The organism is Microbacterium sp. NPDC008134, assembly GCF_042957055.1.
Classification (GTDB): Bacteria; Actinomycetota; Actinomycetes; order Actinomycetales; family Microbacteriaceae; genus Microbacterium.
The window spans coordinates 596,848-622,448 of the sequence record NZ_JBIBHO010000001.1 but is presented as its reverse complement, the minus strand read 5'-3'; the positions used below and the strand labels follow the sequence as shown (position 1 = coordinate 622,448).

The 25,601-nt window shown below is 69.5% G+C and carries 22 protein-coding genes and 1 tRNA gene; 13 read left to right on the top strand and 10 right to left on the bottom strand.

Annotated features, from left to right (window positions below; translation table 11 throughout):
• Nucleotides 1-87: 87 nt before the first annotated feature.
• Together ACFY9N_RS02885 and ACFY9N_RS02880 are read right to left on the bottom strand one after the other, a co-directional pair.
• Complete coding sequence (locus ACFY9N_RS02885; RefSeq protein WP_391476759.1) at nucleotides 88-708, bottom strand: GyrI-like domain-containing protein; 621 nt, start codon at nucleotides 706-708, stop codon at nucleotides 88-90.
• A 49-nt stretch (nucleotides 709-757) separates the two neighbouring features.
• Complete coding sequence (locus ACFY9N_RS02880; RefSeq protein WP_391476758.1) at nucleotides 758-1,621, bottom strand: GyrI-like domain-containing protein; 864 nt, start codon at nucleotides 1,619-1,621, stop codon at nucleotides 758-760.
• 148 nt (nucleotides 1,622-1,769) lie between these two features.
• On the opposite strand from ACFY9N_RS02880, the gene ACFY9N_RS02875 reads away from it, so the two are divergent.
• Complete coding sequence (locus ACFY9N_RS02875; RefSeq protein WP_391476757.1) at nucleotides 1,770-2,972, top strand: Fic family protein; 1,203 nt, start codon at nucleotides 1,770-1,772, stop codon at nucleotides 2,970-2,972.
• A 3-nt stretch (nucleotides 2,973-2,975) separates the two neighbouring features.
• Here the strand turns inward: ACFY9N_RS02875 and ACFY9N_RS02870 are convergent, their stop codons facing one another.
• Nucleotides 2,976-3,113, bottom strand: a complete 138-nt coding sequence (locus tag ACFY9N_RS02870; RefSeq protein WP_391476756.1) for a methionine/alanine import family NSS transporter small subunit — start codon at nucleotides 3,111-3,113, stop codon at nucleotides 2,976-2,978.
• The gene (locus ACFY9N_RS02865) at nucleotides 3,110-3,601 is read right to left on the bottom strand and encodes a hypothetical protein (RefSeq protein WP_391476755.1); all 492 of its coding nucleotides are present in this window, start codon (nucleotides 3,599-3,601) and stop codon (nucleotides 3,110-3,112) included. Before ACFY9N_RS02865 ends, ACFY9N_RS02870 begins: the two co-directional genes overlap by 4 nt.
• Here ACFY9N_RS02865 and ACFY9N_RS02860 point away from each other — a divergent pair.
• Nucleotides 3,579-3,839 carry a hypothetical protein gene (locus ACFY9N_RS02860; protein ID WP_391476754.1) on the top strand — a complete coding sequence of 87 codons (261 nt, stop codon included), beginning with the start codon at nucleotides 3,579-3,581 and terminating at the stop codon, nucleotides 3,837-3,839. The genes ACFY9N_RS02865 and ACFY9N_RS02860 overlap by 23 nt on opposite strands.
• Nucleotides 3,840-3,872: 33 nt before the next feature.
• On the opposite strand, the gene ACFY9N_RS02855 is transcribed toward ACFY9N_RS02860, so the two are convergent.
• A tRNA-Ser gene (locus ACFY9N_RS02855) sits at nucleotides 3,873-3,965 on the bottom strand.
• Nucleotides 3,966-4,165: 200 nt separating this feature from the next.
• On the opposite strand from ACFY9N_RS02855, the gene ACFY9N_RS02850 reads away from it, so the two are divergent.
• On the top strand, nucleotides 4,166-5,914 hold the full coding sequence (locus tag ACFY9N_RS02850; RefSeq protein ID WP_391476753.1) for a hypothetical protein: 1,749 nt from the start codon (nucleotides 4,166-4,168) through the stop codon (nucleotides 5,912-5,914).
• Nucleotides 5,911-7,176 (top strand): trehalase family glycosidase, encoded by a 1,266-nt coding sequence (locus tag ACFY9N_RS02845; protein ID WP_391476752.1) that lies wholly within the window; start codon nucleotides 5,911-5,913, stop codon nucleotides 7,174-7,176. Before ACFY9N_RS02850 ends, ACFY9N_RS02845 begins: the two co-directional genes overlap by 4 nt.
• A gap of 141 nt (nucleotides 7,177-7,317) precedes the next feature.
• On the opposite strand, the gene ACFY9N_RS02840 is transcribed toward ACFY9N_RS02845, so the two are convergent.
• From ACFY9N_RS02840 to ACFY9N_RS02830, 3 genes are all read right to left on the bottom strand, one after another.
• Nucleotides 7,318-8,322, bottom strand: coding sequence for a LacI family DNA-binding transcriptional regulator (locus ACFY9N_RS02840; RefSeq protein WP_391476751.1), 1,005 nt, complete (start codon nucleotides 8,320-8,322; stop codon nucleotides 7,318-7,320).
• Nucleotides 8,319-9,326 (bottom strand): LacI family DNA-binding transcriptional regulator, encoded by a 1,008-nt coding sequence (locus ACFY9N_RS02835; protein WP_391476750.1) that lies wholly within the window; start codon nucleotides 9,324-9,326, stop codon nucleotides 8,319-8,321. The genes ACFY9N_RS02840 and ACFY9N_RS02835 overlap by 4 nt, the downstream gene beginning before the upstream one ends.
• A 78-nt stretch (nucleotides 9,327-9,404) precedes the next feature.
• Nucleotides 9,405-11,687 carry a beta-glucosidase gene (locus ACFY9N_RS02830; protein WP_391476749.1) on the bottom strand — a complete coding sequence of 761 codons (2,283 nt, stop codon included), beginning with the start codon at nucleotides 11,685-11,687 and terminating at the stop codon, nucleotides 9,405-9,407.
• Between the two features lie 146 nt (nucleotides 11,688-11,833).
• On the opposite strand from ACFY9N_RS02830, the gene ACFY9N_RS02825 reads away from it, so the two are divergent.
• From ACFY9N_RS02825 to ACFY9N_RS02815, 3 genes are all read left to right on the top strand, one after another.
• Nucleotides 11,834-13,135 (top strand): ABC transporter substrate-binding protein, encoded by a 1,302-nt coding sequence (locus tag ACFY9N_RS02825; protein WP_391476748.1) that lies wholly within the window; start codon nucleotides 11,834-11,836, stop codon nucleotides 13,133-13,135.
• A gap of 87 nt (nucleotides 13,136-13,222) precedes the next feature.
• Nucleotides 13,223-14,104, top strand: coding sequence for a carbohydrate ABC transporter permease (locus ACFY9N_RS02820; protein ID WP_391476747.1), 882 nt, complete (start codon nucleotides 13,223-13,225; stop codon nucleotides 14,102-14,104).
• 10 nt (nucleotides 14,105-14,114) lie between these two features.
• A complete protein-coding gene (locus ACFY9N_RS02815) occupies nucleotides 14,115-15,023 on the top strand; it encodes a carbohydrate ABC transporter permease (RefSeq protein ID WP_391476746.1) in 909 nt (302 codons plus the stop codon).
• Nucleotides 15,024-15,570: 547 nt separating this feature from the next.
• Here the strand turns inward: ACFY9N_RS02815 and ACFY9N_RS02810 are convergent.
• On the bottom strand, nucleotides 15,571-15,939 hold the full coding sequence (locus tag ACFY9N_RS02810; protein WP_391476745.1) for a VOC family protein: 369 nt from the start codon (nucleotides 15,937-15,939) through the stop codon (nucleotides 15,571-15,573).
• Between the two features lie 62 nt (nucleotides 15,940-16,001).
• Here ACFY9N_RS02810 and ACFY9N_RS02805 point away from each other — a divergent pair, with 62 nt between their 5' ends.
• Nucleotides 16,002-16,442 (top strand): MarR family winged helix-turn-helix transcriptional regulator, encoded by a 441-nt coding sequence (locus tag ACFY9N_RS02805; protein WP_391476744.1) that lies wholly within the window; start codon nucleotides 16,002-16,004, stop codon nucleotides 16,440-16,442.
• Nucleotides 16,443-16,719: 277 nt separating this feature from the next.
• Here the strand turns inward: ACFY9N_RS02805 and ACFY9N_RS02800 are convergent, their stop codons facing one another.
• Entirely contained in the window at nucleotides 16,720-17,550 is an 831-nt protein-coding gene (locus ACFY9N_RS02800) for an NAD-dependent epimerase/dehydratase family protein (protein ID WP_391476743.1), read from the bottom strand.
• Nucleotides 17,551-17,696: 146 nt separating this feature from the next.
• Between ACFY9N_RS02800 and ACFY9N_RS02795 the strand changes: the two genes are divergently transcribed.
• The 5 genes from ACFY9N_RS02795 to ACFY9N_RS02775 are packed head-to-tail and all read left to right on the top strand — an operon-like array spanning nucleotide 17,697 to nucleotide 25,514.
• The gene (locus tag ACFY9N_RS02795) at nucleotides 17,697-20,336 is read left to right on the top strand and encodes a family 78 glycoside hydrolase catalytic domain (protein WP_391476742.1); all 2,640 of its coding nucleotides are present in this window, start codon (nucleotides 17,697-17,699) and stop codon (nucleotides 20,334-20,336) included.
• Nucleotides 20,333-21,007, top strand: a complete 675-nt coding sequence (locus ACFY9N_RS02790) for an aspartate/glutamate racemase family protein (protein ID WP_391476741.1) — start codon at nucleotides 20,333-20,335, stop codon at nucleotides 21,005-21,007. The genes ACFY9N_RS02795 and ACFY9N_RS02790 overlap by 4 nt, the downstream gene beginning before the upstream one ends.
• A complete protein-coding gene (locus ACFY9N_RS02785) occupies nucleotides 21,004-22,986 on the top strand; it encodes a glycoside hydrolase family 127 protein (RefSeq protein WP_391476740.1) in 1,983 nt (660 codons plus the stop codon). Before ACFY9N_RS02790 ends, ACFY9N_RS02785 begins: the two co-directional genes overlap by 4 nt.
• Nucleotides 22,987-22,990: 4 nt before the next feature.
• Nucleotides 22,991-24,244, top strand: coding sequence for a RuBisCO large subunit C-terminal-like domain-containing protein (locus ACFY9N_RS02780; protein WP_391476739.1), 1,254 nt, complete (start codon nucleotides 22,991-22,993; stop codon nucleotides 24,242-24,244).
• Nucleotides 24,237-25,514, top strand: a complete 1,278-nt coding sequence (locus ACFY9N_RS02775) for a four-carbon acid sugar kinase family protein (RefSeq protein WP_391476738.1) — start codon at nucleotides 24,237-24,239, stop codon at nucleotides 25,512-25,514. The genes ACFY9N_RS02780 and ACFY9N_RS02775 overlap by 8 nt, the downstream gene beginning before the upstream one ends.
• Nucleotides 25,515-25,601 lie beyond the last annotated feature (87 nt).

Sequence of the window (25,601 nt, the reverse complement as noted above, 5' to 3'; positions counted from 1 at the left end):
TCACGATCTCGCAGATCTGCACGCATTTCGGATGCTTCCGCCACAAGCGTCCGAGATCAGTGCAGATCTGCGGAGGAACACCGCAGCTCAGGAACCGAGCGCGACGGGCTGCCGGAGGATCGTGCGGAGCTTCGCCGGCTCCACCCGGCGCGCGTCACTGAGGTAGATCTCGTGGTGGATGCCGCGCATCCGCAGACCGTTCTCCGGGATGAAGCGGTGGTGCATCTCCTCCAGCAGGGGCGCCTCGTCGTCGTACGAGCCGACGTGCAGCGTCTGCACGCACAGCCCCTCCTCCAGGGTCTCGAGCCGCACCGCCGGCAGATTCGGCGAGGCATCCTTCTTCGCCCCGGCCTTGTCGCGCGCCGCCTCGACCATGTCGGCCGTGACGTGTTCGGGAACCATGATCATCATGGTCCAGAGCCACGCCGACTTGTCGCGCCGCGTGGTGAACGACGCCAGGTCGTCGGCGTGCCAGAGCCCCTCCAGCGGCATGACGACCGTGTCGATGCCGAGCTGCGCGCGGCTCGCGAACTTGACCCCGTACGCGATCGGGTACAGCGCAGCGAGGGCGTCCGTATAGGCCTGGGACGTGTTCGGATCGCCCGCGCCGTCGATCATCAGGTACTGCGTCGGCGGCACGTCGACGAGTCGGAACACCCCTCGCTTCGCCTGGTACGCGTCGAGCGTCTTCTTCAGATCGGTCGCCATGAGATGTCTCCTCGTGCGGGCGGCGCGAACCACCCGCACGAGGAGTATGTCAGGCCGCTTCCACCGGCAGCCAGAGCTCGCACGACGCATGCGCGCCGGTGAACTCCAGGTACCGAACGATCGACGGTCCGGGCCGCAGTCGCCACGGGTTCGAGGGGAACCACTCGGTCGCCGTCGCCGCCCAGAGGTTCTGCAGGGTGTCGGGGAACGGCCCCTCCGCCGCAAAGACGGCCCACGATCCGGCGGGCATCGGCATCACATCGAGGTCGGCCGGCACGGTCGACGACTCCTGCAGAGCGACACCGTGCAGGTAGGTGAGCGGGGTGCCCTCCGGGGCATCCGGCTCGACGTCGGCGGTGATCGCCAGGATGCCGGCGGGCTCGGCATCCGACAACGCCTTGAGGCGACGGTGCTCCTCCGGGGCGATCCCGGCGATGTGCTGCTGAATGTGCGGGTTGACCCCGCGATGGATCAGCGGAACCTCGACCGCGTGCCCAGCGAGGATGGTCGCGGGGTGATCGGTGATGGTGACGTGCATGGGTGTGCTCCCTTCGACGCTCAGGCGGAACCGGAGCGTGGGTTGAGTGCGAAGAGGGCCGCCGTCCCGGCGCGCATCGGCCGGCGCGATGCCGTGCACCGCACGGAACGCACGGCCGAACGCTTCGGCCGATCCGTATCCGTGCCGTACGGCGACGTCGAGCAGATCGGATGCTCCGGCCACGAGCTCGGCGCCGGCGAGCGTCATGCGGCGACGCCGCACGTACTCCGACAGGGGCATGCCGGCCAGCGCCGAGAACATCCGGCGCAGGTGGTACTCCGTGGTGCCGTGCTCGCAGGCGAATCCGGCGACATCCAGGTCGTCGGCGTCGACCCGCTCGACCAGGTCGACCAGAGCGTTCAGCGTGCCGATCATGCGGTCCTCCTCTGTGGATGGTCCCCAGCATTTCGCGAGGCAGGGTGCACCCACCCGATCACTCCGGACGGATTCGATCGGCTCAATCTCTCTCCATACCAAAGGATAATTGCGTACCCTTTGGTATGGAGAGAGAACGGATGCGATCATGACAGTTTCCCCTCCCGCCGCATGGCCGCCGGTGCACTTCGAGGAGCGCCCGTGGGTGCGCTCGGGCGATGAGGTCGCCTCGCGTGCCCGACTGCGCGCCGCCGTCGGGCCGTACCTCGCATCGGTCCCACCTCTGATCGCCGACATGACCGTCGACCTACCCGCTGACCTCATCGCGGCCTCCGAGGACGCCGGGCGAGAACTCGCGCGTTTCGATGCCGAGTCGGGCGCCCTGACCGCACCTTTCGCATCGATTCTGTTGCGCACCGAGAGCGCGTCGAGTTCCGAGGTCGAGAACGTCACGGCGAGCGCGAAACAGCTCGCGCTCGCCGAGATCGGCGACACACGCTCACCCGACGCGCAGCTCGTCGTCGCGAACGTTGCCGCGATGTCGGCCGCGATCTCACTCGCCGACGATCTCGATCCCGCGGCGATCCTGACGATGCACCGTGTACTCCTCGAGCGCTCGGCTCCCGGCATCGTCGGCCGCTGGCGCGACGAACAGGTGTGGATCGGCGGCGGTGCGATATCTCCGCACAAGGCGACCTACATCCCCCCTCATCACGAGCACGTGCCTGAGCTGATGGACGACGTGATGCGCTTCGCGCGGCGCGCCGACCTGCCGGCGATCGCCCAGATCGCGATCGCTCATGCGCAGTTCGAGACCATCCACCCGTTCCCGGACGGCAACGGGCGCACGGGACGCGCATTCGTGCAGGGGATGCTGCGCGCAGCCGGTGTCACGCAGAGCGTCACCGTGCCCGTCTCCGCGGGCCTCCTGGGTGACACCGATGGCTACTTCCGCGCATTGACCGCCTATCGCGAGGGGGACGCCCGACCGATCATCGAAGCACTGTCCGAAGCATCCTTCGCCGCGATCGCCAACGGGCGACAGCTCGAGAGCGACATTCTGCGCGTCTCGTCGATGTGGGACGAACGCGTCAGCGCGCGCCGCGACTCCTCCGTGCACACACTGAGGAGCCTCCTCCTCCGCCAACCGGTCATCACACTCGGCGTCGCCACCCGCGAACTGGACGTGAGCGAGCCCGCCGCCCGTGCATCCGTCGAGAAGCTGGTCGACGCCGGCATCCTCACCCAGTCGAGCAGTGGACGGCGCAACCGGCACTGGCAGGCGACGGAGATCCTCGATGCACTGGATGCCTTCGGGGCACGCGCGCGTCGTCGGCGACCGGGGCGCTGAGCGTCAGAGCTCGACCGGCGGAGCCTCCGGCTCACCATCGGCCACCTCAGGGTGACGCGCGAGGTTCACGATCGCGGCGATCAGGCCGCCCCACACCGTGACCATCGCGATGATCATCATGACGATCGCCACAGGGGTCATGCGCTGGCCTCCTTCTCGGTCGCGGCCTGCACGGGGAGCATTCCCGTCTCGGGGTCGGGGTCGTAGTGCTCCTCATCGAGGAACTCGTCGTACTCGGGGTCGTCCTTCGCGTGCGAGCGGCGGCTCCACGGCACGAGCGAGAGCAGCACACCGATCACGACCAGGGCGATCACCATGCCCCAGCCGAACACGGCGAGGAACCAGTCGGGGTAGCCGCTGTAGGGCTCGGAGATCTTGGTGATCAACTCGCTGATGAGCAGGCAGCCCAGCACGATCGGAGCGAGGGCACCGATCAGCAGCTTCCAGATGAATCCCACCCGGAAGCTCGACCGACGGTTGAGATGCTCCTGCAACGCCGGCAGTTTGTGCAGCACCCAGGCGACGACGACCACGGCGACCAGCGCCACGGCCATGATGCCGAACGCGTTGACGAAGGCATCCGTCGTGTCGAGCACCGACAGAGCCGTGGTGGTCGAGAGCAGGGCCATCGAGTCGGTTGCTTTCGGCATCCATCAGCCCGGCGAACAGGACGCAGTCGGAAATCAGAAACGCCAGTCGACGGTGTCTGCGGTCAACGATCTGGCGACATTGGCAACGCTCTTTTGCAATGATGCGGCAGGCGTGCTCGCCACCTGCACCCATGTCGAGGAAAACCTATCCGCACCACTTGCCGTGGCCGGGCATGCTCACGTTCGCGAAAACCGCCCGAATACCTACTGGATCTAGACGCGAAAAGCCCCCGATCACTCGGGGGCTTCGTGGCGGAGACGAGGGGATTTGAACCCCTGGACCCCTTAAAGAGGTCTCCACCTTAGCAGGGTGGTGCACTAGGCCGGACTATGCGACGTCTCCAGGCATCCTCACCCGAAAGTTCGGATGCACCTAGCCATCGTAACGGATTCCGCCGCATCCCACGAACCGGGGGTGAAGTCGGGCAGAACCGGGGCCGATCGCCGCCCGATTCGCGCTTCCACCTTGCCCGGCATGTGACACGTACGGCAGAATTGAAACGTACCAATCCGGGCCCCGGCCCACCCGTGCAAGGACGCATCATGACGTGGAACCGCCCCGAACGCGACGAGCGAACCCTCGGGGACTGGACGATCGAGCGCCGCGACGACGAGCTCGCCGACATCCGATGGCGGGGTCGCCGAGTGCTCCGCAGCATCCGCGGGGTGGTGCGCGACGGCGACTGGAACACGCTCCCCCTGACCGTCCGCGAGATCACCGGCGACGCCGAGAGCCTCGAGATCTCCGTGCGCACTATCGAGTCCGCGTTCGAGGGTTCGATCCTCGCCACCGCCGACGGCGCCGAACTCACCGTCGCCCTCGACCTCCGCGCGATGCGCGACGTCGACACGAACCGCACGGGCATCATCGTGCTGCATCCCCCACAGGTCGCCGGCGCCGCGCTGCGCGTCGGGCACCCCGACGGCACCACCGAGCACACCGTGTTCCCCGAGCGGATCAGCGCGCACCAGCCCGTCTTCGACATCACGTCGCTCGCGTGGACGCACGACGGCGCGGCGATCGACCTCGCCTTCGACGGCGACGTGTTCGAGATGGAGGATCAGCGCAACTGGACGGATGCCTCGTTCAAGACGTACAACCGGCCGCTCTCGCTCCCCTTCCCCTACCGCGTCGCCGCCGGCGAGCATGTCGTGCAGGCCCTCCGCATCCGCGCGCAGGAGACGACGGATGCCGAGACCGCCGCGCTCGACGACACGATCCGCCTCACCCCCGCCGGCCCCTTCCCGACGATCGGTGTCGCCGCGGCATCCGCCCCCGACCCCGCGCCGCGCGTCGACACCATCGGAGAGACGCTGCTCGTCGAGCTCGACCTCGCGAGTCGCGACTGGCGGGCGGCCCTCGCCCGCGCCGCGGCATCCGGCCTCGCCCTCGACGTGCGCTTCGTGCTCGATCCGGCGGCGCCCGAGAAGATCTCGGATGCCGTCGCTGCCCTCGCCGGCACCGAGATCGTGCGCGCCACGGCCTTCCACCAGGTGAGCGATGCCCGGCACGTCTCGGACGGCGAGGCGATCGACCTGCTGCGCACCGCCCTCGCCGCGCACGGCCGCACGCGCGAGGTGATCGGCGGCAGCCGTTCGCACTTCACCGAACTCAACCGCGAACTCCACCGCCTGCCCGACGACCTCGACGGGATCGCGGTCACCGTCACGCCGCTCTTCCACTCCGCCGACACCGAACAGATCGTCGAGTCGGTCGCGATGCAGCGCCTCGTCGCCGAGGAGTCGGTCGCCCGCGCGGCCGGGCACCCCGTGCACATCGGCCCGGTGTCGCTCCGCCCGCGCTTCAACGACGTCGCCGCCTCCCCGCAGCCGCTGTCGCCCCACGACGATCTGCGCGACGGCTACGGCCCGCAGTTCACCGGCACCGACGACGAGCGTCAGCGGGCCCCCGAGCTCGCCGCCTGGACGGTCGCGAGCGCCGCGGCGCTGGCCGTGCCCGGGGTCGCGTCCCTGGTGTGGTTCGAAGAGTGGGGGCCGCGCGGCATCCGCTCGTCCGACGGGGAGGACTTCCCCGTCGCCGCGGCCCTGCACGCACTCGCCGCCCTCGCGGCAAGCGACGGCGCGATGCTGCTCACCGGCCCCAGCCCCGACGGCCTGACCTGGGCGATCGGCGCCCGCACCGTCGCAACCGACGACATCCTCGCCGTGAACATCGCCGAGGAACCTCGCGCGCTTCGCATCGAAACAGACCGCGGCGAAGCATCCGTCTCGCTCGAACCCTCCACCTTCATCCGCATCTCCCTGCCCCGAACCGAGGAACCGCTCGCATGATCGACACCTGGAAGTCCGACCTCCGCACCTACATCACCGAGCACGCGGTGCAGATGACCCGCGAGCCCTCCGGGGTGCTCGAGCACCCGTACACGGTGCCCAGCTCGCCCGACTCCCCGTACTACTCGAACGCACTGTGGGACTGGGACTCGTGGTTCATCAGCGTGGTGCTGGGCCAGGTCGAACTCGAGACAGGGCAGTCGGGGCGTTTCGGCGCGTACGAGGAGGGCACGGTCCGCAACTTCCTCGACCACACCGACGCCGACGGCGTCATGCCGCTGCTGCTCAAGCCCGAAGGTCCGCTGCTGCACGGCGACCCCTCCCGGGCCGCCGGGTTCTCGCAGAACATGCACAAGCCGATCATCGCCCAGCAGGCCGCGCTCCTCAGCCGTCGTCGCGGCAGCGCCGAGTGGATCGCCGACGGCATCCCGGTGATCCAGTCCTTCCTCGAGCGCTACCTCGAGAGCCACATCCACGCCGAGACCGGACTGGCCTACTGGCAGACCGACTTCGCGATCGGCGTCGACAACGACCCCTCCGTCTACTACCGCCCCGACCGCAGCACGGCCTCGATCTACCTGAACTCGCTGCTCTACCGCGAGCTGCTCGCGTTCGGATCGCTGCTCGAAGACCTCGACCGTCTGCCCGAGGCGAACCGCTGGCGCGGACGCGCGCAGGACCTCGCCGACGCGATCAACACCCACCTGTGGGACGAGCGCGACGGGACTTACTACAGCGCCGACCTGGCCTTCCGCGAGATCGACGGCGACGACTGGCTGCACAGCGGCGCCCCGCGCTCGTGGTCGTCGCTGCTGCTGCGCGTCGACAACTGGTCGAGCTTCCTTCCGCTGTGGGCCGGATTCGCGTCGCAGGAGCAGGCCGAGCGGATGCGCCAGCGACTGCAGGACACCCGCACGTTCCGCGCGAACTTCGGGGTTCGCACGCTGTCGCGCCTCGAGAAGCCCTACAACCTGCGCGCGTCGAACAACCCCTCGAACTGGCTCGGACCGGTATGGGGCATCAGCAACTACCTCGTCTTCCGGGGCCTCGAGAAGTACGGATTCGCGGACGATGCCCGTGAACTCGCGGAGCAGACCGTCGAGCTGTTCGGTCGCGACCTCGCGACGACCGGATGCCTGCACGAGTTCTACAACCCCGACACGGGCGAGGCGATCATGACGCGCAACTTCCAGAACTGGAACTTCCTCGTGCTCAACCTCATCGCGTACCTCGACGGCCGCCCGGTGGTCGCGGAGTTCTGAGGCGGGAGGGGCCGCGGGGCGTACCCAACTCAGGAAGAACGAGCGTGGCGGGGGCCGATCCGGCCCGTTCGGGCTCGAGCTGCCACGTTTTTCCTGACTTGGGTACGTCGCGTTCAGCGCACAGACGGGCCCGCGACCGACTCAGGCGGTCGAGGCGCGGGCGACGAGCTCGGGCTGGAACACGATGTGCTCGGGCGCCCGGCCCGGGTCATCGGCACTCTCGAGCAGCAGGCGCATCGCCGTCTCGCCCATGAGATTGCTCGGCTGGCGCACCGACGAGAGCGGCACGGCGGCGGCTGCGGCGAAGTCGATGTCGTCGAAGCCGATGAGGGCGACGTCCTGCGGCACGCGGATGCCGTGGGTCAGCAATCCCTGCAGCACCCCGAGCGCCACGAGATCGTTGGCGCAGAACATCGCGTCGGGGCGCTCCGATGCGGCGAGCGCGGCGACCTGATCTCCCGCCAGACGACCGGCGTCGACCGTGGATGCCGTCGACGCGAGCGTCTCGAGAACCGCGCCGGGCACCTCGGCGACCGCGCGCCGGGCTCCCCCGAGACGGTCCTCCACCTGGCGCATGTCGAGCGGACCGCCGGCGAAGAGGATGCGGCGCCTCCCGGTGTCGAGCAGGTGCCGCGCTGCGAGGTATCCCCCGGTCTCGTCGTCGACCGAGACGCTGCTGAACGAGTCGTCGGCGCCGCGGCGGTCGACGAGCACGGCGGGGATCCCCCGGTCGCGCATCCGGCGCAGGCGGGGCCCCGCCTCCTGATAGGGCGAGAGCAGGATGCCGCGCACGCGCTGCTGCTCGAACAGGTCGATGTGCCTGGCCTCCTGCGCGACGTCCTCGTCGCTGTTGGCGAGCACCACCGAGAGACCGTGCCGGGCGGCCTCGCGCTCGGCGCCGCGGGCGAGCTCGGTGAAGAACGGGTTGCGCACGTCGAGCACGACCAGCCCGACCATGAGGCTGTGCCCGGCCCGGAGCTGCCGGGCGGCGTCGTTGCGCACGTACCCGAGCTCGGCGATCGCCTCGTGCACCCGTCGGACGGATTCCTCTTTCACGCGGTCGACGTGATTGAGCACGTTCGACACCGTGCCCACCGACACCCCGGCGCGGTCGGCGACGTCGCGGATGCTCGCAGCCACGGTCATCCCCTCCCGGTGCTCGCGCGCACGACGAGCTGGGGTTCGAACATCCGATGCGGCGCGTCGATCGCCGTGCCGCCGATCGCGTCGAAGAGCAGATCGACCACGGCTATACCGAAGCCGTCGTGGCGCCCCATGACACTCGTCAGCGGGATGAGCGAGGCCTCCGCGAACTCGATGTCGTCGTAGCCGACGATCGCGGTCTGCCGCGGCACGTCGACGCCCCCGGCGACGAGCGCGTTCATGATGCCGAGCGCGAGCAGGTCGTTCGCGGCGAAGATGCCGTCGGGCATCATGTCGGCCGGGCGCGAGAGCAGCGCCGCCCCGATCCGCTTTCCTCCGCGCACCGTGCGATCGGGTTCGTCCATCACCTCGAGGGTCGCCGCGCCGAACTCGCGCACGACCTCTCCCGCCCCCGCCAGACGACCGGAGACCTGTGGGATGTCGAGCGGGCCACCCACGAACAGCAGGCGACGGCATCCGATCTCGATGAGGTGCTGCATCGCCTGGCGCCCTCCCGAGACCTCGTCGAGCGACACGGAGGGCTGCTCGTCGGACTGCCCGCGCTGGCCCACGAGCACCGAGGGCGTACCGCGGCGGCGCACCTGCGCGAGGCGATCCTCGACGGGCAGGTGCGACGACATGAGCAGACCCTGCACGCGATACTGCTCGAAGAGCTGGATGTAGTCGTTCTCGCGGTCGCGGTTGCGGTGCGAATTGGCGAGGAACACGGTGAACCCGAGCTCGCTGGCGCGCAGCTCGACGCTTTCGGCGATCTCGGCGAAGTACGGGTTGCTCACGTCGGGGGCGATGTATCCGATCGCGCTGCTCACCCCGAGGCGCAGCTGTCGCCCGGCGTTGCTGGGCACGAACCCGAGCGAGTCGATGGCGGCGCGGATGCGTTCGGCCTTGTCGGCCGAGACGCGGTCGGGGTGGTTGAGGTAGTTCGACACGGTACCCACGGCCACGCCCGCGAGCACCGCCACATCACGGATCCCGACACGGGCCATGCGCGGCCTCCTTCGGCTCGGTGATCGATCAGTCACTTTACCGGCTCCCCCGCGCCCGGCCGGGAGCGGCACACGCGCTCACGCACGCCGCTCCCAGACCGGTTCGTCGGCGATCGTGTCGACGCGCACGACGTCGCCGACCAGGTCGATCTCGACGGACTCGCCCTCGTCGGCGGCATCCGCGGCCACGCGCAGCACGAGGCGTCCGGGTTCGACGATGCGCTGCCCGTCGATGCCGGTGAAGGCGAAGGCCGCGGCCGGGATGCGCACTCGCCAGGTCTGCGCCTCGCCCTCCGCCAGCGCGACCTTCCGGAACGCGACGAGCTGGCGGAGCGGACGCACGACCTGCGCGGCCGGGTCGCTCGCGTAGACCTGCAGCACGTCGGCTCCGTCGCGGTCGCCCGTGTTGCGCACCGTGATCTCGGCCTCGACGATGCCGTCGACGGCGACCCGCGTCTCGGAGACGCGCAGACCGTCCCGCGCGAAGGTCGTGTATCCGAGGCCATGACCGAACGGATGCCGCGGCGTCGGGTCGGCCGAACTGACGCCCGTGAGCGACCCGAGCTTCGGAGCGAGGTAACTGCCCGGCTGCGGGGTGCCGGGGCGCGGCATCTGCACCGGGAGGCGACCCGACGGCGAGGTCACTCCGAAGAGGGCATCCGCGATCGCCGGGCCACCCTCCTGGCCGGGGAAGAACGCCTGGACCACGGCGGCGCACCCGTCGGCCGCGGCGCCGATCGCGTAGGGGCGGCCGGTCAGCAGCACGAGCACGACGGGGCGTCCGGTGTCGACCAGAGCCTTCAGCAACTGCTCCTGCACGCCCGGCAGGCTGAGGTCCTCGCGGTCGCAGCCCTCGCCGGAGGTTCCGCGCCCGAACATCCCGGAATCGTCGCCCATCACCGCCACCACGACGTCGGCGGCGTGCGCGGCCGCGACGGCCGCCGCGATCCCGCTCGCATCGTCGCCCATGACGGTGCAGCCCTCGACCACGTCGACCGCGCCGGACCAGCTCCCCCGGAGAGCCTCGGCGACGGTGGGGGCCGAGATCAGCGGATCGACCTCCGGATGCCGCGGCAGCACGTGCTTCACGAACGAGTAGCAGCCGAACACGGCACCGAAGCGGTCGGCATTCGGGCCGACGACGGCGAGGCGCGGGGTGCGCCCGGCGTCGAGCGGCAGGATGCCGTCGTTCTGGAGCAGCACGATCGAGGCATCCGCGATCTCGCGCGCGAGCGCCCGGTTGGCCGCGGAGTCGAGGTCGACGGCTGGGTCACCCTCGGGTTCGGCGGGCCCGAGCAGGCCCAGATCGCGCTTCTGCCGCAGCACCCGGCGGAGAGCACGATCGACGACCGCCTCGTCGATCCGCCCGCTCTCGACCGCCGTGACGAGCGGAGCGAGGTAGTCGGTGCCGGTGGGCAGTTCGACGTCGATCCCGGCGGAGAGGGCGAGCACCGCCGCGTCCTCGCCATCGGCCGCGACGCCGTGCATCGTCTCGAGGAACCGCACGGCGAAGTAGTCGGCGACGACGGTTCCGTCGAAGCCCCAGCGGTCGCGCAGGATGCCGGTGAGCAGTTCGGCGGATGCCGCGGCCGGAACGCCGTCGACATCGTTGTAGGCGTTCATCACCGAACGCGCCCCGGCGCGGATCGCCCGCTCGAACGGCGGCAGGTAGACATCGGCGAGCTCGCGCGGACCGACCGAGACGGGTGCGTGGTTGCGTCCCGCGCGCGACCCGGAGTAGCCCGCGAAGTGCTTGAGCGTGGCGACCACCCCCGCCGACTCGAGTCCACGCACGTAGGCGCTGCCCACGACCCCGACCGTGAACGGGTCCTCGGCGATGCACTCCTCGACACGGCCCCAGCGGGCATCGCGCACGACGTCGAGCACGGGGCCGAGGCCCTGATGCACCCCGAGTGCGCGCAGGTCGTGGCCGATCCGGCGGCCGAGGCGTTCGGCGAGTTCGGGATCGAAGGCGGCACCCCAGGCCAGCGGGGTCGGATAGGTCGTTGCTCCCCAGGCGAGCACGCCGGTGAGGCACTCCTCGTGCACGAGGGCGCGGATACCGGTGCGCTCGGCGAGGGCGGCCTGACGTCGGCGCAGTTCGGCGGTACCGGCCTCGACCGCGATCGGCGTCGTGCCCCAGTGCCGGGTGAGCTGGCCGAGGCCGTGGGCGGCGAACTCGTCGACGTGCACGCCGTCGGCGATGAGCTGGTCCTGCATCGGGGCCGCGTTGTCGTCGCGGCGCGCGCCCGCCCAGAGTCCCACGAGCTGCGCGGTCTTCTGCGCGAGCGTCATCTCGCCGATGAGACGTTCGAGCGCGTCGTCGTCGACGGCATCCGATTGTGACGTTTCAAAGTTCATGGATTCATGATGACGCATCCGCCCGGTGCCCGCCGAACTCATCGAGCGCTTCCCTCGCCAGTTTTCGTTTGACACTCAACAAATCTGGCCCTAACATCAAGTTTTGAAACGTCTCAATAACGAGATGCCACTTTCAAGGAGGAAATGTGTTCACAGCAGAACGGCGGCGCCTTCGCAAGCCGCTCCTCAGCGTTGCCGCTCTGGCCAGCGCCGGGGTTCTCGTCCTCTCCGGCTGCGCCGGCGACAGCGGATCGGGTGCGACCACCTTCGAGTTCCTGAAGAACTCCGAGAACACCACCACGCAGCCCGTGCTCGAAGCTCTCGCCGGCGACCAGTGCGCCGCCGAAGAAGAGGCTATGCCCCTCGAGTTCAACTCCGCGCCACAGGCCGACCTCGACGCCCAGGTGCAGCTGCTCGCCACGCAGGACGAACTGCCCCCGATCTTCTCGGCCGGCGGCAACCCCTCCGAGGGCGCGAAGCTCGCCAAGGGCGGCTACCTCGTCGACTTCGACGAGAAGCTCACCGAGCTCGGCGTGCGCGACAAGATCGCCGAGGGCGCCGTGTCGACCATCAAGAAGCTCTACGGCGGCGAGTTCAACTTCCTGCCGTTCCAGTACAACATCGAGGGCATCTGGTACAACAAGCAGATCTTCGAGGAGCAGGGCTGGGAGGTCCCGGAGACCTGGGACGAGCTCACCACGATCGCCGCCGAGGCCAAGACCGCGGGCTACACGCCGTTCACGGCATCCGGCGAGCAGGGCTGGCCCATCACCCGCCTCATCTCGAGCTACCTCTTCCGCTCCGTCGGCGACGACGCACTCGAGAAGGTCGCCTCGGGCGACGCCAAGCTCACCGACCCCGAGTACGTTGCCGCGGCCCAGCAGATCGCCGACCTCGGCGCCGAGGGCTACTTCGACGCGAACGTCACCTCGCTCGACATCGACAGCTCGTACAACGAGTTCCTCACGGGCAAGGCCGCCATGATCTACATGGGCAGCTGGATCCTCGGCAACATCAACGGCGACGGCAACCAGATCGGCGCCGACAACGTCGGGTTCTTCAACTTCCCGGCCGTCGAGGGCGGCAAGGGCACGCCCGACGCCTACCCGTCGAACGTCGGCCTGCCGGCCACGATGAGCAGCGCCGCCTACAACGAGGGCACCGGCGACTGGCTCGGCTGCATCGCCGAGAACTACGGCGCCGAGGCGCTCGAGCAGGGCCAGATCACCGGTTTCATCGCCGATGACGCCGACGTCGAGCTGCCCGCCATCTCGCAGACGGTCGCCGATGAGATCGCCAGCAGCTCCGACAGCGTGCTGTGGTTCGAGGCGCTCTTCAACGCGAAGGCGAGCAACATCTCGTCGACGAACGCCGCGCTCCTCGTGACCGGCCAGCTCACGGCCGAGGAGTTCATGACCCTCGTCCAGGACGCCCTCGACGCCGGTTGATCCGCACCGGCTCCGCGCACTCGAACCCGGAGTGCGCGGAGCCGGTTCTCTCGTCTCACCCCCTCTACACCCGAAAGGCCGCCACGCATGAAGTCCGTCCTCGGCGACCGGAAGACGATCCTGCTGCTGCTCCTGCCGGCACTGGTCATCTACACGCTCATCACCATCGTCCCCGTGCTCTGGTCGTTCGGCCTCACGTTCTTCACCGGCAGCATCCTCGAAGGCTTCGAGTTCAACGGCATCGAGAACTTCCAGCGGCTCTTCTCCGACCAGTACGTCGCCGACGCCTTCTGGTTCACCATCCGTTACGCCCTGCTGACCACCCTCTTCCAGGTGGTCCTCGGCTTCGGACTCGCGCTGCTCTACCACTTCGTGCTGCGTCGCTCCTCGGTCATCGTCCGCACCCTGGTGTTCTTCCCCGTCGTGCTCCCAACCGTCGCGATCGGCATCCTGTACCAGAAGCTCTTCCAGTCGGCCCCCGGCGACGGCCTCGTCAACGAGCTGCTCGTGAACGTCGGCCTCAGCAACATCGACTGGCTCGGCGACGGCGCGACCGCGTTCGTCGTCATCGTCATCATGGACGTCTGGCGCTCCGCCGGCTTCTACGGCATCCTCGTCTTCTCCGGTCTGCTCGACATCCCCGACGAGATCATCGAATCGGCCCGCCTCGACGGCGCCAAGTCGTTCAGCCTGTTCCGCTACATCGTGCTGCCGATGTCGCTGCCGATCCTCTTCGCCTCGATGATCTTCAGCATCAACGGCACGATCAAGGTCTTCGACTCGGTGTTCGCCCTCACCGCCGGCGGCCCCGGCAACGCGACCACCCCGCTGACGATGTACATGTACCGCACGGCGTTCCAGTACAGCGACTTCGGCTACGGCTCGACCGTCGCCCTCGTGCTCACGATCATGTGTCTGCTGATCACGCTCGTCATCTTCCGCTCGTCGCGCCGCGACAACACCGTCTGAGGACAGCATCATGACCACCACACTTGACACGACGGCCGTCGCCAGCCCGAAGGCCTTCGTCCCGCATCGCCGCGGTCCCGCGGCGACCGCCCTCGGCATCCTGCGCAAGATCCCGACCTGGATCACCATCGCGGTGCTCGTCATCGTGACGGCGTACCCGCTCTTCTGGATGTTCATCAACTCGCTGAAGTCCAACAGCGAGTTCCTCAACAACCCCTCCTACACGCTCCCCGAGACCTGGCGGTGGGACAACTACGCCACCGCCTGGGAGACCGGCAACCTCGCCACCACGATCACGAACTCGCTGATCGTCACGGTGCCGTCGCTCGTCTTCATCGTGCTGCTCGGAACGGCCGCGGGCTACGCGCTCGAGATCATGGTCTTCAAGGGCCGCGCCTCGGTGCTGCTGCTGTTCCTGGCGGGCATCATGATCCCCGGGCAGATGATCATCCTGCCCCTGTTCAACGCCTTCTCGAAGATGGGCCTCAGCGGGTCGTACCTGCCGATGATCCTCATCTACGTCGCCGGCGGCCTTCCGCTGACGGTCTTCATGATGGCCACGTACTTACGCGCGATCCCCCGCGAGATCTTCGAGGCGGCGACGATCGACGGCGCCTCGATGCTGCGCTCGTTCTTCGCGATCGGCCTGCCGATGATGAAGAACGCGATCTTCACGGTCGCGATCGTGCAGTTCTTCCTCATCTGGAACGACCTCCTCATCGCCCTCGTCTTCGGTGGCAAGAAGAGCCTCAACACGATCCAGGTCGGGTTGCTCAACTTCTCGGGCGAGTACGGCGCGATCAATTACGGCCCGCTGTTCGCCGCGATCTGCGTCACGGTGTTCGGAATCCTCGTCATGTACCTGTTCCTGAATCAACGCATCATGAAGGGCCTCGCGGCCGGCGCGGTCAAGGGCTGAGACCCGGGGACGACGGAGGGGGCGGATGCTGCGGCATCCGCCCCCTCTTCTGTGGTCTGGCACTGGGTCGCTGAGCCTGTCGAAGCGTCCCACCCACGCACGAACGGAGGAGAACTCACCTACCGGAGGAGGGAATCCTCGAAACGCTCCTCCCGAACGTGAGATCTCCTCCCGAACGGATGCCGCGGCATCCGCCCCTCCCCCGTGGAGGGACCCTTCGACAGGCTCAGGGACCCAGTCTCAGACACTGGGTCGCCGAACTCAGGCGCACGCAACTGGGTCACTGAGCCTGTTTCCAGAACTGGGTCGCTGAGCCTGTCGAAGCGCCTCACCCACGCACGAACGGAGGAGAACTCGCGTTCGGGAGGAGAGAATCCGCGGAACGCTCCTCCCCTGGACGAGATCTCCTCCCGAGCGGATGCCGCTGCACCCTCTCTTCTGTGGTGGGGCCCGTCGACAGGCTCAGGGACCCAGTCTCAGACACTGGGTCGCTGAGCCTGTTCCAGAACTGGGTCGGTGAGCCTGTCGAAGCGCCCCCACGAGACCGTCAGGCGCGGTCGTGGAGGGTGACGTGGTATCCGTCGGGGTCCGCGAACGTGAACGTGCGGCCGAACGGGCCGTCGATGGGGGCCGTGACGATCGCGTGCCCGTCGGCGACGAGGGCGTCGTGGATGCTCTGCACGTCCGTCGCGTGCAGCCAGAGGGCGACGCCGATGCCGGGCTGGGCCGCGGCGGCGAGGTCGGTTCCCGGCACGATGTCGCGCAGTGCGAAGGCGATCGGGGTCGTGGTGAAGACGACGGCGTGCGGGGGCCCGGCGGGCGAGCGCACGAGCCCGAGGTAGTTCTCGTAGAACTTCTGCGAGGCGTCGAGGTCGCGGGTCTGCAGCGAGATGAAGTCGGGGCCGGTGACGGGCATGGGATGCTCCTTCGATACGTGTCAGTTTTCTGACATGCATCAATCTATGTCAGAATACTGACATGAGTCAAGACGGCATCCACCTGCCGACCTCCCTCGGCTACCTGCTCAAGGAGGCCGCGAGCGCGCTGCGCGCCGCGATGGAGGAGGCCCTCCGCCCGCTCGACATGACCATCACGCGGTACTCCTGCCTCGAACTTCTCGCACAACGTCCGGGGCTCTCGAACTCCGACCTCGCGCGCGGGGCGTTCGTCACCCGACAGTCGATGAACGTGTTGCTGCAACAGCTCGAACGCGAAGGGCTCGTCGTGCGGGCATCCGAAGCTCCCGTCGGCAAGGCGCTGCCGACCGACCTCACGCCGGCCGGGCGTGCCCTGCTCGCGCAGGCGACCGCCGCGGTGCGCGCGGTCGAGAAGCGGATGCTGTCGGGCATGAGCGCCGACGATCAGAGGGGCGCGTTCGACGCGCTGCAGAGCATGGTGCGGTCGCTGCGGGCGGAGTGACCTCGGGGTGGGACCCTTCGACAGGCTCAGGGACCCAGTTTCGCGGGGCGGGCCCCGCCCACGACGGGAGGAGAACTCCGCGTTGGGCGGAAGCATCCGCCTAAAAACTCCGCCCCACAGCGAGAACTCCGCCCCACACGGTGAGCGGCGTGGGACCCTTCGACAAGCTCAGGGACCCAGTTTCGCGGCGCGGGGCCCTTCGACAAGCTCAGGGACCCAGTTTCGCGGATGGGACCCTTCGACAGGCTCAGGGACCCAGTAGCTCGATTGGGGCCCTTCAGCGCCAGTCGTACTGCGCGCGGAAGCCGAGTTCGTCCTGGATGCGGCGGGTCGACATGAGCGATCCGAACTCGGCGAGGCCATCGGCGACCGGCACTCCCGGGAACCACCGTTCCGCCACCTCGCGCGAGGGCGCCGCGTTACCCGACTCGGGAGCGGCGACGTTGTACACGCGGAACCCGGGGGCCGCGGCATCCAGCGCCAGGGCGATCGCCTCGGCCCCATCCCGCGCATCGACCCACGACCCGAGCAGATCGCGGCGGTAGTTCGGCTCGGATGCCGAGGCGAAGGTGTCGTAGGCCTCGGGGGCGACGACGTTGGTGAATCGCAGCGCGGTGATCGAGGCATCCGGGTGCCATCCGACGAGCTGCGCGGCCATCGCCTCTTCGACGACCTTGCCGAGCCCGTAGGTGTTGAACGCGCGCGTGTAGGTCTCGTCGACGGGGAGCGACGGCGGCGCGACGTCGAAGGGGAAGCCCATGGCGGTGATGCTCGACGCGAAGACGACGGTGCGGATACCGGCGCGATGCGCGGCGAGCAACACGTGCGACGAGACGAGCATGTTGTTCTCGAAGGTCGCGGCATCCGGCACGAGTCCGTTGACCGGGATCGCCGCGAGGTGCACGAGGGCATCGATGCCCTCGTGGCGCGCGGTCACTCCCAACAGTGCGTCGAGCGTCTGCCCGTAGTCGGTGAGGTCGACGCGCGTGAAGCCCGCCCCGGCGGGGCCCGCGAGGTCGAAGCCGATCACCTCTGCCCCTCCGGCGCGCAGTCGTTCGACCGTCGCACGACCGAGCGTGCCGCTGCTTCCTGTGACCGCAATGACCATGGGGACCTCCGCGTCCGAGTCTGGCACGATGATCGACCTCGTCGACCTCCATGCCCTAGTATTGAAACGTCACAATTCTAACGTGATTCGCCGCAACAGTGCTTTTTCTGCGTCTCTGAAACGTTTCGAAATCTTGGGAGTGTCCAATGCCGGCCACCGTATCCGCCGTTCGCTTCGAGCACCACCGCGAGCCCCTGGGCATCGGCGAGCCGCGCCCGCGGCTCAGCTGGTTCGTCGAGACGGCACCCGCCGGGTGGACGCAGACCGCCTATCGCGTCGAGATCGATCTCGACGGCGACGTGCAGACCTTCGAGATCGACTCCCCCGAACAGGTGCTCGTGCCCTGGCCCGCCGACACCCTCGGCTCGCGCGCCCGAGCATCCGTCCGCGTGCAGGTGCGCGGAGCCCAGGCGGACGGAGACGACGGCGACTGGAGCGACCCGAGCCCCTGGTCCGCGGTCGAGACCGGGCTCCTGCGCCCCGAGGACTGGACCGCCGGTCCCATCGGCGCGATCCGGAACGAGAACCCGATGCGCGACGACCGCCGCCCCTCGCTCGTGCGCCGCGACTTCGCCGTGCGCCCCGGCCTCGTGCGCGCCCGCCTCTACGCCTCGGCCCACGGCCTCTACCAGGCCGAGATCAACGGCGAGCGCGTCGGCACCGACGTGCTCTCACCCGGCTGGACCGTCTACCGCGAACGCCTGCGCTACTACACCTACGACGTCACCGATCTGCTCGACGAGGGCGACAACGCGATCGGCGCGTGGCTCGGCGACGGCTGGTACCGCGGCCGTCTCGGCTGGCGCGGCGGCTTCCGCAACGTGTTCGGCGACGACCTCTCATTCATCGGGCAACTCGAGCTGACTTACGCCGACGGCACGATCGAGACCGTCGCGACCGACACCCGCTGGAAGTCCGCACCGAGCCCGATCCTGCACTCCGGGATCTACGACGGCGAGACCTACGACGCCCGCGAAGAGCTGCCGGGGTGGAGCCGCCCGGGCTACGACGACGGCGACTGGCAGCGCGTGCAGCTGCGGCGCCGCGACCCCGCGACGCTCGTCGCGCCCACCGGACCGCCGGTGCGCGTGACCGAGGAGGTGCACCCCGTCACGGTTCTGCGCACCCCGTCCGGCAAGCGCGTTCTCGACTTCGGACAGAACCTCGTGGGTGTGGTGCGTGTGCGCGCCACGGCCCCCGCGGGCACGACCGTGACCCTCCGCACCGCGGAGGTGCTGCAGGACGATGAGCTCTACACGCGCCCGCTGCGCGACGCGGCCTCGACCGACGTCTATACCTTCGCCGGACGCGCCGAGGGCGAGGAGTGGGAGCCGCGCTTCACGTACCACGGCTTCCGCTACGTCGAGGTCGACGGGTGGCCGGGTGACATCGATGCGGATGCCGCCGCCGGCGCTCTCGTGGCCCGCGTGCTGCACACCGACATGGAGCGCACGGGGTGGTTCGAGTCGTCGAACCCCCAGCTCGACCGCTTGCACGAGAACGTCGTCTGGGGCATGCGCGGCAACTTCGTCGACATCCCCTCCGACTGCCCGCAGCGCGATGAGCGCCTGGGCTGGACCGGAGACATCCAGGTGTTCACGCCCGCGGCATCCTTCCTCTACGACTCCTCCGGCATGCTCGCCGGCTGGCTGCGCGATCTCGCGGCCGAGCAGCTGCCCGACGGCACCGTGCCCTGGTACGTGCCCGTCATCCCCGCCGACACCATGTGGACCCCGCAGCGCCCGGGCGCCGCCTGGGGCGACGCCGCGACCATCGTGCCGTGGACTCTGCACCGCCGCTTCGGCGACGAGGGCGTGCTGCGCGCGCAGTTCGACAGCGCCCGCGCCTGGGTCGACCTGCAGGCGGAGATCGCCGGCCCCTCCCGCCTGTGGAACACCGGATTCCAGCTCGGCGACTGGCTCGACCCGGCCGCTCCCCCGCACGACCCCGCCGATGCGCTCACCGATCGCTACCTCGTCGCCTCGGGGTACTTCGCGTACTCCGCGCGGCTGGTCGCCGACATGGCGGCGACGCTGGGCGAGACGACGGATGCCGCGCACTACACCGCCCTCGCAGCCGAGGCGAAGGCCGCGTTCATCGGCGCGTACGTGGGCGACGACGGGCGCATGACCTCCGACGCGCAGACGGCCTACGCACTCGCGCTCGAGTTCGATCTGCTCCCCGATGAGCTGCGCTCGCCCGCCGCCGCCCGCCTCGCCGCCCTCGTGCGCGCCGGCGGCAACCGCATCGGCACCGGGTTCGTGGGCACGCCCCTCGTGACCGACGCCCTCAGCGCGAACGGCCAGCTCGAAGCCGCCTACGACCTGCTCCTCGAGAAGGAGTGCCCGTCGTGGCTCTACCAGGTGGGCATGGGCGCGACGACGGTCTGGGAGCGCTGGGATTCGATGCGCCCCGACGGATCGGTGAACCCCGGATCGATGACCTCGTTCAACCACTACGCGCTCGGCGCCGTGGTCGACTGGATGCACCGTGTCGTCGCCGGTCTCGCCGCCGACGCACCCGGCTACCGCCGGATCCGCGTCGCCCCGCGCCCGGGTGGTGGTCTCACCTCGGCGTCGGCCCGGCACCGCACCCCGTTCGGCGAGGCCGCGGTCTCATGGCGGATCACCGACGGACAGCTGCACGTGACCGCCGAGCTCCCCGTCGGCACCACCGGTGTGCTGGCCCTCCCGGAACAGCCCGAGGAGCAGGTCGGGCACGGCACGCACACGCGCACCGTCGCCCTCGACTCCACCGCCGCCAACGCCACGGAGGTGACGGCATGACCCGCGTCGCTTTCCTGCACACCGGGGCCGTCGTCATCGCCCCCGTCGTCGAGGCCGCCCGTGCCGCCCTCCCCGATGCCACGTTCGTGAACTACCTCGACGACCGGATCGTCGCCGATCTGGGTGACGGGGAGCGCGCAGCATCCGTCGCCGACCGTCTCACGCACCTCGCCGGTGCTGCGCGCGACGCCGGAGCCGACGTGGTGATGCTCACCTGCTCGTCGATCTCGGGGTACGCCGCGCCGACGGCCGAGCGCGCCGGCATCCCCGTGCTGCGCATCGACGAGGCGATGGCCGACCAAGCCGTCGCCACCGGCACGCGGATCGCCGTGATCGCCACGCTCCCGACCACTCTCGCCCCGACCGTCGCCCTGTTGCGCGAGCGCGCTGCGCTCGCCGGCGCCGAGCCGACGATCCTCGACGAGATCGTCGACGGCGCCTTCGCGGCGGTCTCGGGCGGCGATCGCCTACGGCACGACGCGCTGGTGGCCGCCGCGATCGAACGCCTGGCCGCACACGCCGATGTCGTGGTGCTCGCACAGGCGTCGATGGCCTCGGCCGCCGAGAGTGCTCGCGTCTCGGTGCCGGTACTCACCAGCATCCGTCCGGGGATCGCCCGACTCGGCGAACTTCTCACCCCGGGCGCGACGACCGAAGGAGATGCCCGATGACCACCGGCACGCGACAGCGCGCACTCGCCCCGCTCGGCACCGACGGCGCCCGCTGGGCGAGCGGCTTCTGGGGCGGGGTGCAGGAGCGCACCCGAACCGCGACGGTGCCGACGATGTGGGAGTCGCTCCGCGATCCCGCCGTCAGCGCGGGGCTCCGTAACTTCCGCATCGCCGCCGGCCTCGAGCAGGGCGAGCATGTCGGGCCACCGTTCATGGACGGCGACTTCTACAAATGGATGGAAGCCGCGATCGCCCAGCTCGAGGTGCACCCGGACCCGCACCTCGCCGCGACGATCGACGAGCTCGCCCGGCTCATCGCCTCGGTGCAGCGCGCCGACGGCTACCTGCACACGCCCACGCTGATCGCGGCCCTCGGCCCGCAGACGGCCACCGACCTCGCCGATCGGTTCCACTTCGAGACGTACAACCTCGGCCACCTCATCACGATGTGCGTGCGCCACCACGAGGTGACCGGCGACGCTCTGCTGCTCGACGTCGCCGTGCGCACCGCCGGGTACCTCGAGCACCTCGCCGAGAACCAGCCCGCAGAACTCGCCCGCAGCGCGATCTGCCCCTCGCACTACATGGCCGTGATCGAGCTGTACCGCGCGACCGACGACCGGCGCTGGCTCGCACTGGCCCAGGCGTTCCTGCGTGTGCGCGACGAGTTCGAGGGCGGCGACGACAACCAGGATCGCCTCCCCGTGCGGGAGCAGTACGTGGTCGCCGGGCACGCCGTGCGCGCGAACTACCTCTACGCGGGGCTCGCCGACCTCGCCCTCGAGACCGGTGATGCCGACATCGTCGAGGTGCTCACGCGCCTCTGGGACGACGTCATCGACACCAAGCTCTACATCACCGGGGGCTGCGGCGCGCTCTACGACGGCGCCTCGCCCGACGGCCATCCCTGGCAGGAGCAGATCAGCCGCGTGCACCAGGCCTACGGCCGCGCGTACCAGCTGCCGCACACGACGGCGCATGGCGAGTCGTGTGCGAACATCGGCATGATCCTGTGGGCCGAGCGGATGCTCGCACTTACCGGCGAGGCCCGCTTCGCCGATGTGATCGAGCGGATCGCCTTCAACGCGCTGCTCGCCGGGATCAGCCTCGACGGAACCGCGTACTTCTACACGAACCCCCTGCGCCAGGTGCGCGACCTGCCCTTCGAGCTGCGCCGGGCCGGCGACACCGGACTGCACCCCGTTCCCGCCCCTCCGAAGTCCGACGAGCGCCTGCGCGAGCGGTACCTCAGCTGCTTCTGCTGCCCACCGAACACGGCGCGCACGCTCTCGCGGTGGCACGAGTGCGCGGCATCGGTCTCGGACGCCGGCCTGCACGTGCACCAGTACGGCGGCAGCGAGCTGCGCGCCGCCCTCGAGGACGGGCGGATGCTCGCGCTCACCGAGCAGAGCGATTACCCCTGGGACGGACGGATCGTCTTCACCGTGACGGCGGTCGAGGCGGGCGGTCTGCCCGTGCACCTGCGCATCCCCGGATGGTCGTCGGATGCCCGGATCACGGCCGCGGGCGAACCGGTCGCTGTCAGCGCTCCCGGGACGTACACGCGGATCGATCGGCCGCTCTCCGTCGGCGACGAGATCGTGCTCGATCTGCCGATGCCGGTGCGGGTGCTGCGCGCCCACCGTCTCGCCGAGGAGGCCGCGAATCAGGTCGCCGTGCAGCGCGGCCCGGTCGTCTACTGCATCGAAGAGGCCGACCTCCCCGACGACGTATTGCTCGAGCAGGCGGCGCTGCGGCGCGGCGCGACGTTCGGTACCGAACGAATCGAGATCGACGGGCAGCGCCTCACGGCGCTGCGCACGACGCTGCAGGTCATTCCCGGAACGTCGGACGACGCTCTCTACGCCGACATCGACGGGGCGCCGCTGATCGAGATTCCGATCCGGCTCGTGCCGTATTTCGCCTGGGGCAATCGCGGCCCGGGCGAGATGTCGGTCTGGCTGCCGATCGTCTGGTGATCCGATGAGCGCCTTCGTCACTGCCACCTACGTCATCGAGACCTCGCTGCCACTGCAGCAGGCCGCCGAGACCCTCGCCGGCGAGCAGTCGACCGGCACCTTCGTGCGGGTCGAGCGCGAGTCCGACGATCTGCGAGCACGATTCGCGGCCCAGGTCGTCGATCTCGAAGAGTTGCCGCTGACCGGCGACAGCGCCCTGCCCGGAACGGTCGGCGATCCGGCACGGCGCCGGCGCGCTCGGATGCGCCTGCGCTTCCCGCTCGACAACTTCGGTGCGTCGATCCCGAACCTGCAGGCGGCCGTCGCCGGCAACCTGTTCGAGATCAAGGAGCTCGCGGCCGTCAAGCTGGTCGACCTCGATCTGCCCCCGGCCTTCGGCGAGCGCTACGGCGGGCCCCGGTTCGGCCTGGCGGGTACGCGCGAACGGATGGGGCGCCCGGACGGCGCGCTGATCGGCACGATCGTGAAGCCGAGCATCGGTCTCTCACCGGCCGATCTCGCCGAGGTGGTGGGCGAACTCGCCGCCGCGGGCGTCGACTTCATCAAGGACGACGAGCTGCAGGGCAACGGCCCGAGTGCGCCGCTGGCCGAGCGCGTGGCCGCCGTGATGCCGGTGCTGAAACGCCATGCCGACCACACCGGGCGCATGCCGATGTACGCCTTCAACATCACCGACGATATCCACCTGCTCGAGCAGAACCACGATCTCGTGGTCGCCGCCGGAGGCACGTGCGTCATGGTGTGCATCAACATGGTCGGTCTCGCAGGCCTCGCCCACGTGCGGCGCTTCACTCAGGTGCCGATCCACGGCCACCGCGCGATGTTCGGCGCCATCAGCCGCTCCCCGCAGGTGGGGTTCTCGTTCCGCGCCTGGCAGAAGCTCGCCCGCCTCAGCGGCGCCGACCATCTGCACACCAACGGCATCTCGAACAAGTTCTACGAGTCCGACGACGAGGTGCTCGCGTCGATCGACGACGTACGCACCCCGCTCGACGGCATCGGCGACACGGTCCCGGTGCTGTCGTCCGGGCAGTGGGGCGGGCTCGCCCACGCCACGCGTCGCGCGGTCGGGTCGTCCGACCTGCTCGTGTTGGCGGGCGGCGGCATCCACGGGCACCCCGACGGTGCCGCGGCCGGCGTCGAGAGCATGCGCGCCGCGTGGGCCTCGGCCGAGCGCGGCGAGACCACCGCGCAGGCGCTGGCGGCCTCCCCGGAGCTGCGCCGCGCGACCGAGCGCTTCGGAGCGGTCCGTGACTGAGTCCGCAGCTTCGCTGGCCGTCGGGTATTACGGCGACGACGTCACCGGCAGCGTCGACGTGCTGCTGCAGTTCGCGCGGCACGGGGTGCGCGGATGCCTGTTCATCGGCACGCCCTCGGCCGCCGCGCTCGCGGATGCCGCGGCGACGCACGAGGTGATCGGCATCGCCGGCATCGCCCGCTCGCTCGATCCCGACGCTCTCGACGCGGAGGTGCGTCCGGCTCTGACCGCGCTCCGCGACATCTCGCCCCGCATCGTGCAGTACAAGGCGTGCTCGACGGCCGACTCGTCGCCGACCGTCGGCAGCCTCGGTCGGGTGATCGAGATCGGGCGCGAGATCTTCGGCCCTCGGACCGTTCCGGTGCTTTTCGCGCAGCCCGACTTCGGGCGCTACACGGTCTTCGGGCATCACTTCGCGGCCGAGGGCGGCACGGTGCACCGCCTCGATCGTCAGCCGACCATGTCGCAGCATCCGTCGACCCCGATGGACGACTCCGACCTCGCGGCGCATCTCTCCCGGCAGACCGCGCTGCCGGTGGCAGGGGTACCGCTCACCCACTATTCGACGGCGTCGACTCTCGCGACCGATATCGAGGACTCCCCCGCGGCGGCCCTCGTGCTCGATGCCCTCGACGACGCGCACCTCGCGCTGATCGGCGGGGCGCTGGATGAGCTGAGCGCCGCACGGCATCCGCTCTTCGCGATCGGGTCGGGTGGGCTCAGCCGGGCTCTCGCACTCGGGCGTCCGGCATCCGTGCTGGCCGATGAACGCACCACCGACGGCCCGGTGCTGGCCGTGTCGGGCAGCCGATCACCGCAGACCCGGCGCCAGATCGCGGCCGCGCAGGCCGCCGGCTGGGCCGTGCTGCCGCTGTCTCCGGATGCCGAGGCGCGGTCCGAGGTCATCGACCTGCTGCGATCGGGCCGGAGCGTCGCCCTCTCGTCGGAGGGCGCCCCGGCGTTCGCCGACCACCCCGACGTGCTCGCCGGGATCGCCGAGGCGACCACCGCGGTCGTCCGGGAAGCACTGCGGGCCGAAGCGACCCGTCGCCTGATCGTGTGCGGCGGCGACACGTCGAGCCGCGTCGTGCGCTCGCTCGGCATCACGAGCCTCTCGATCGCCGCGAACCCCGGCGCGAACGTGGTGGTACTGCGCACCCGCAGCGATGACCCCGCGGTCGATGGCACCGAGCTGCTCCTCAAGGGCGGCCAGGTCGGCGACGACGGGCTGTTCGAGGCGGTGCGTCAGGGCAGACCCACTTTCGAATAGCTCACTTCGTCGTTTTGACCGCCGTTCAAGCGCCAAGTGAGCTATTCGAAAGCCGGGAATGACTCCGAATGCCCGGCTGCGGTTGAC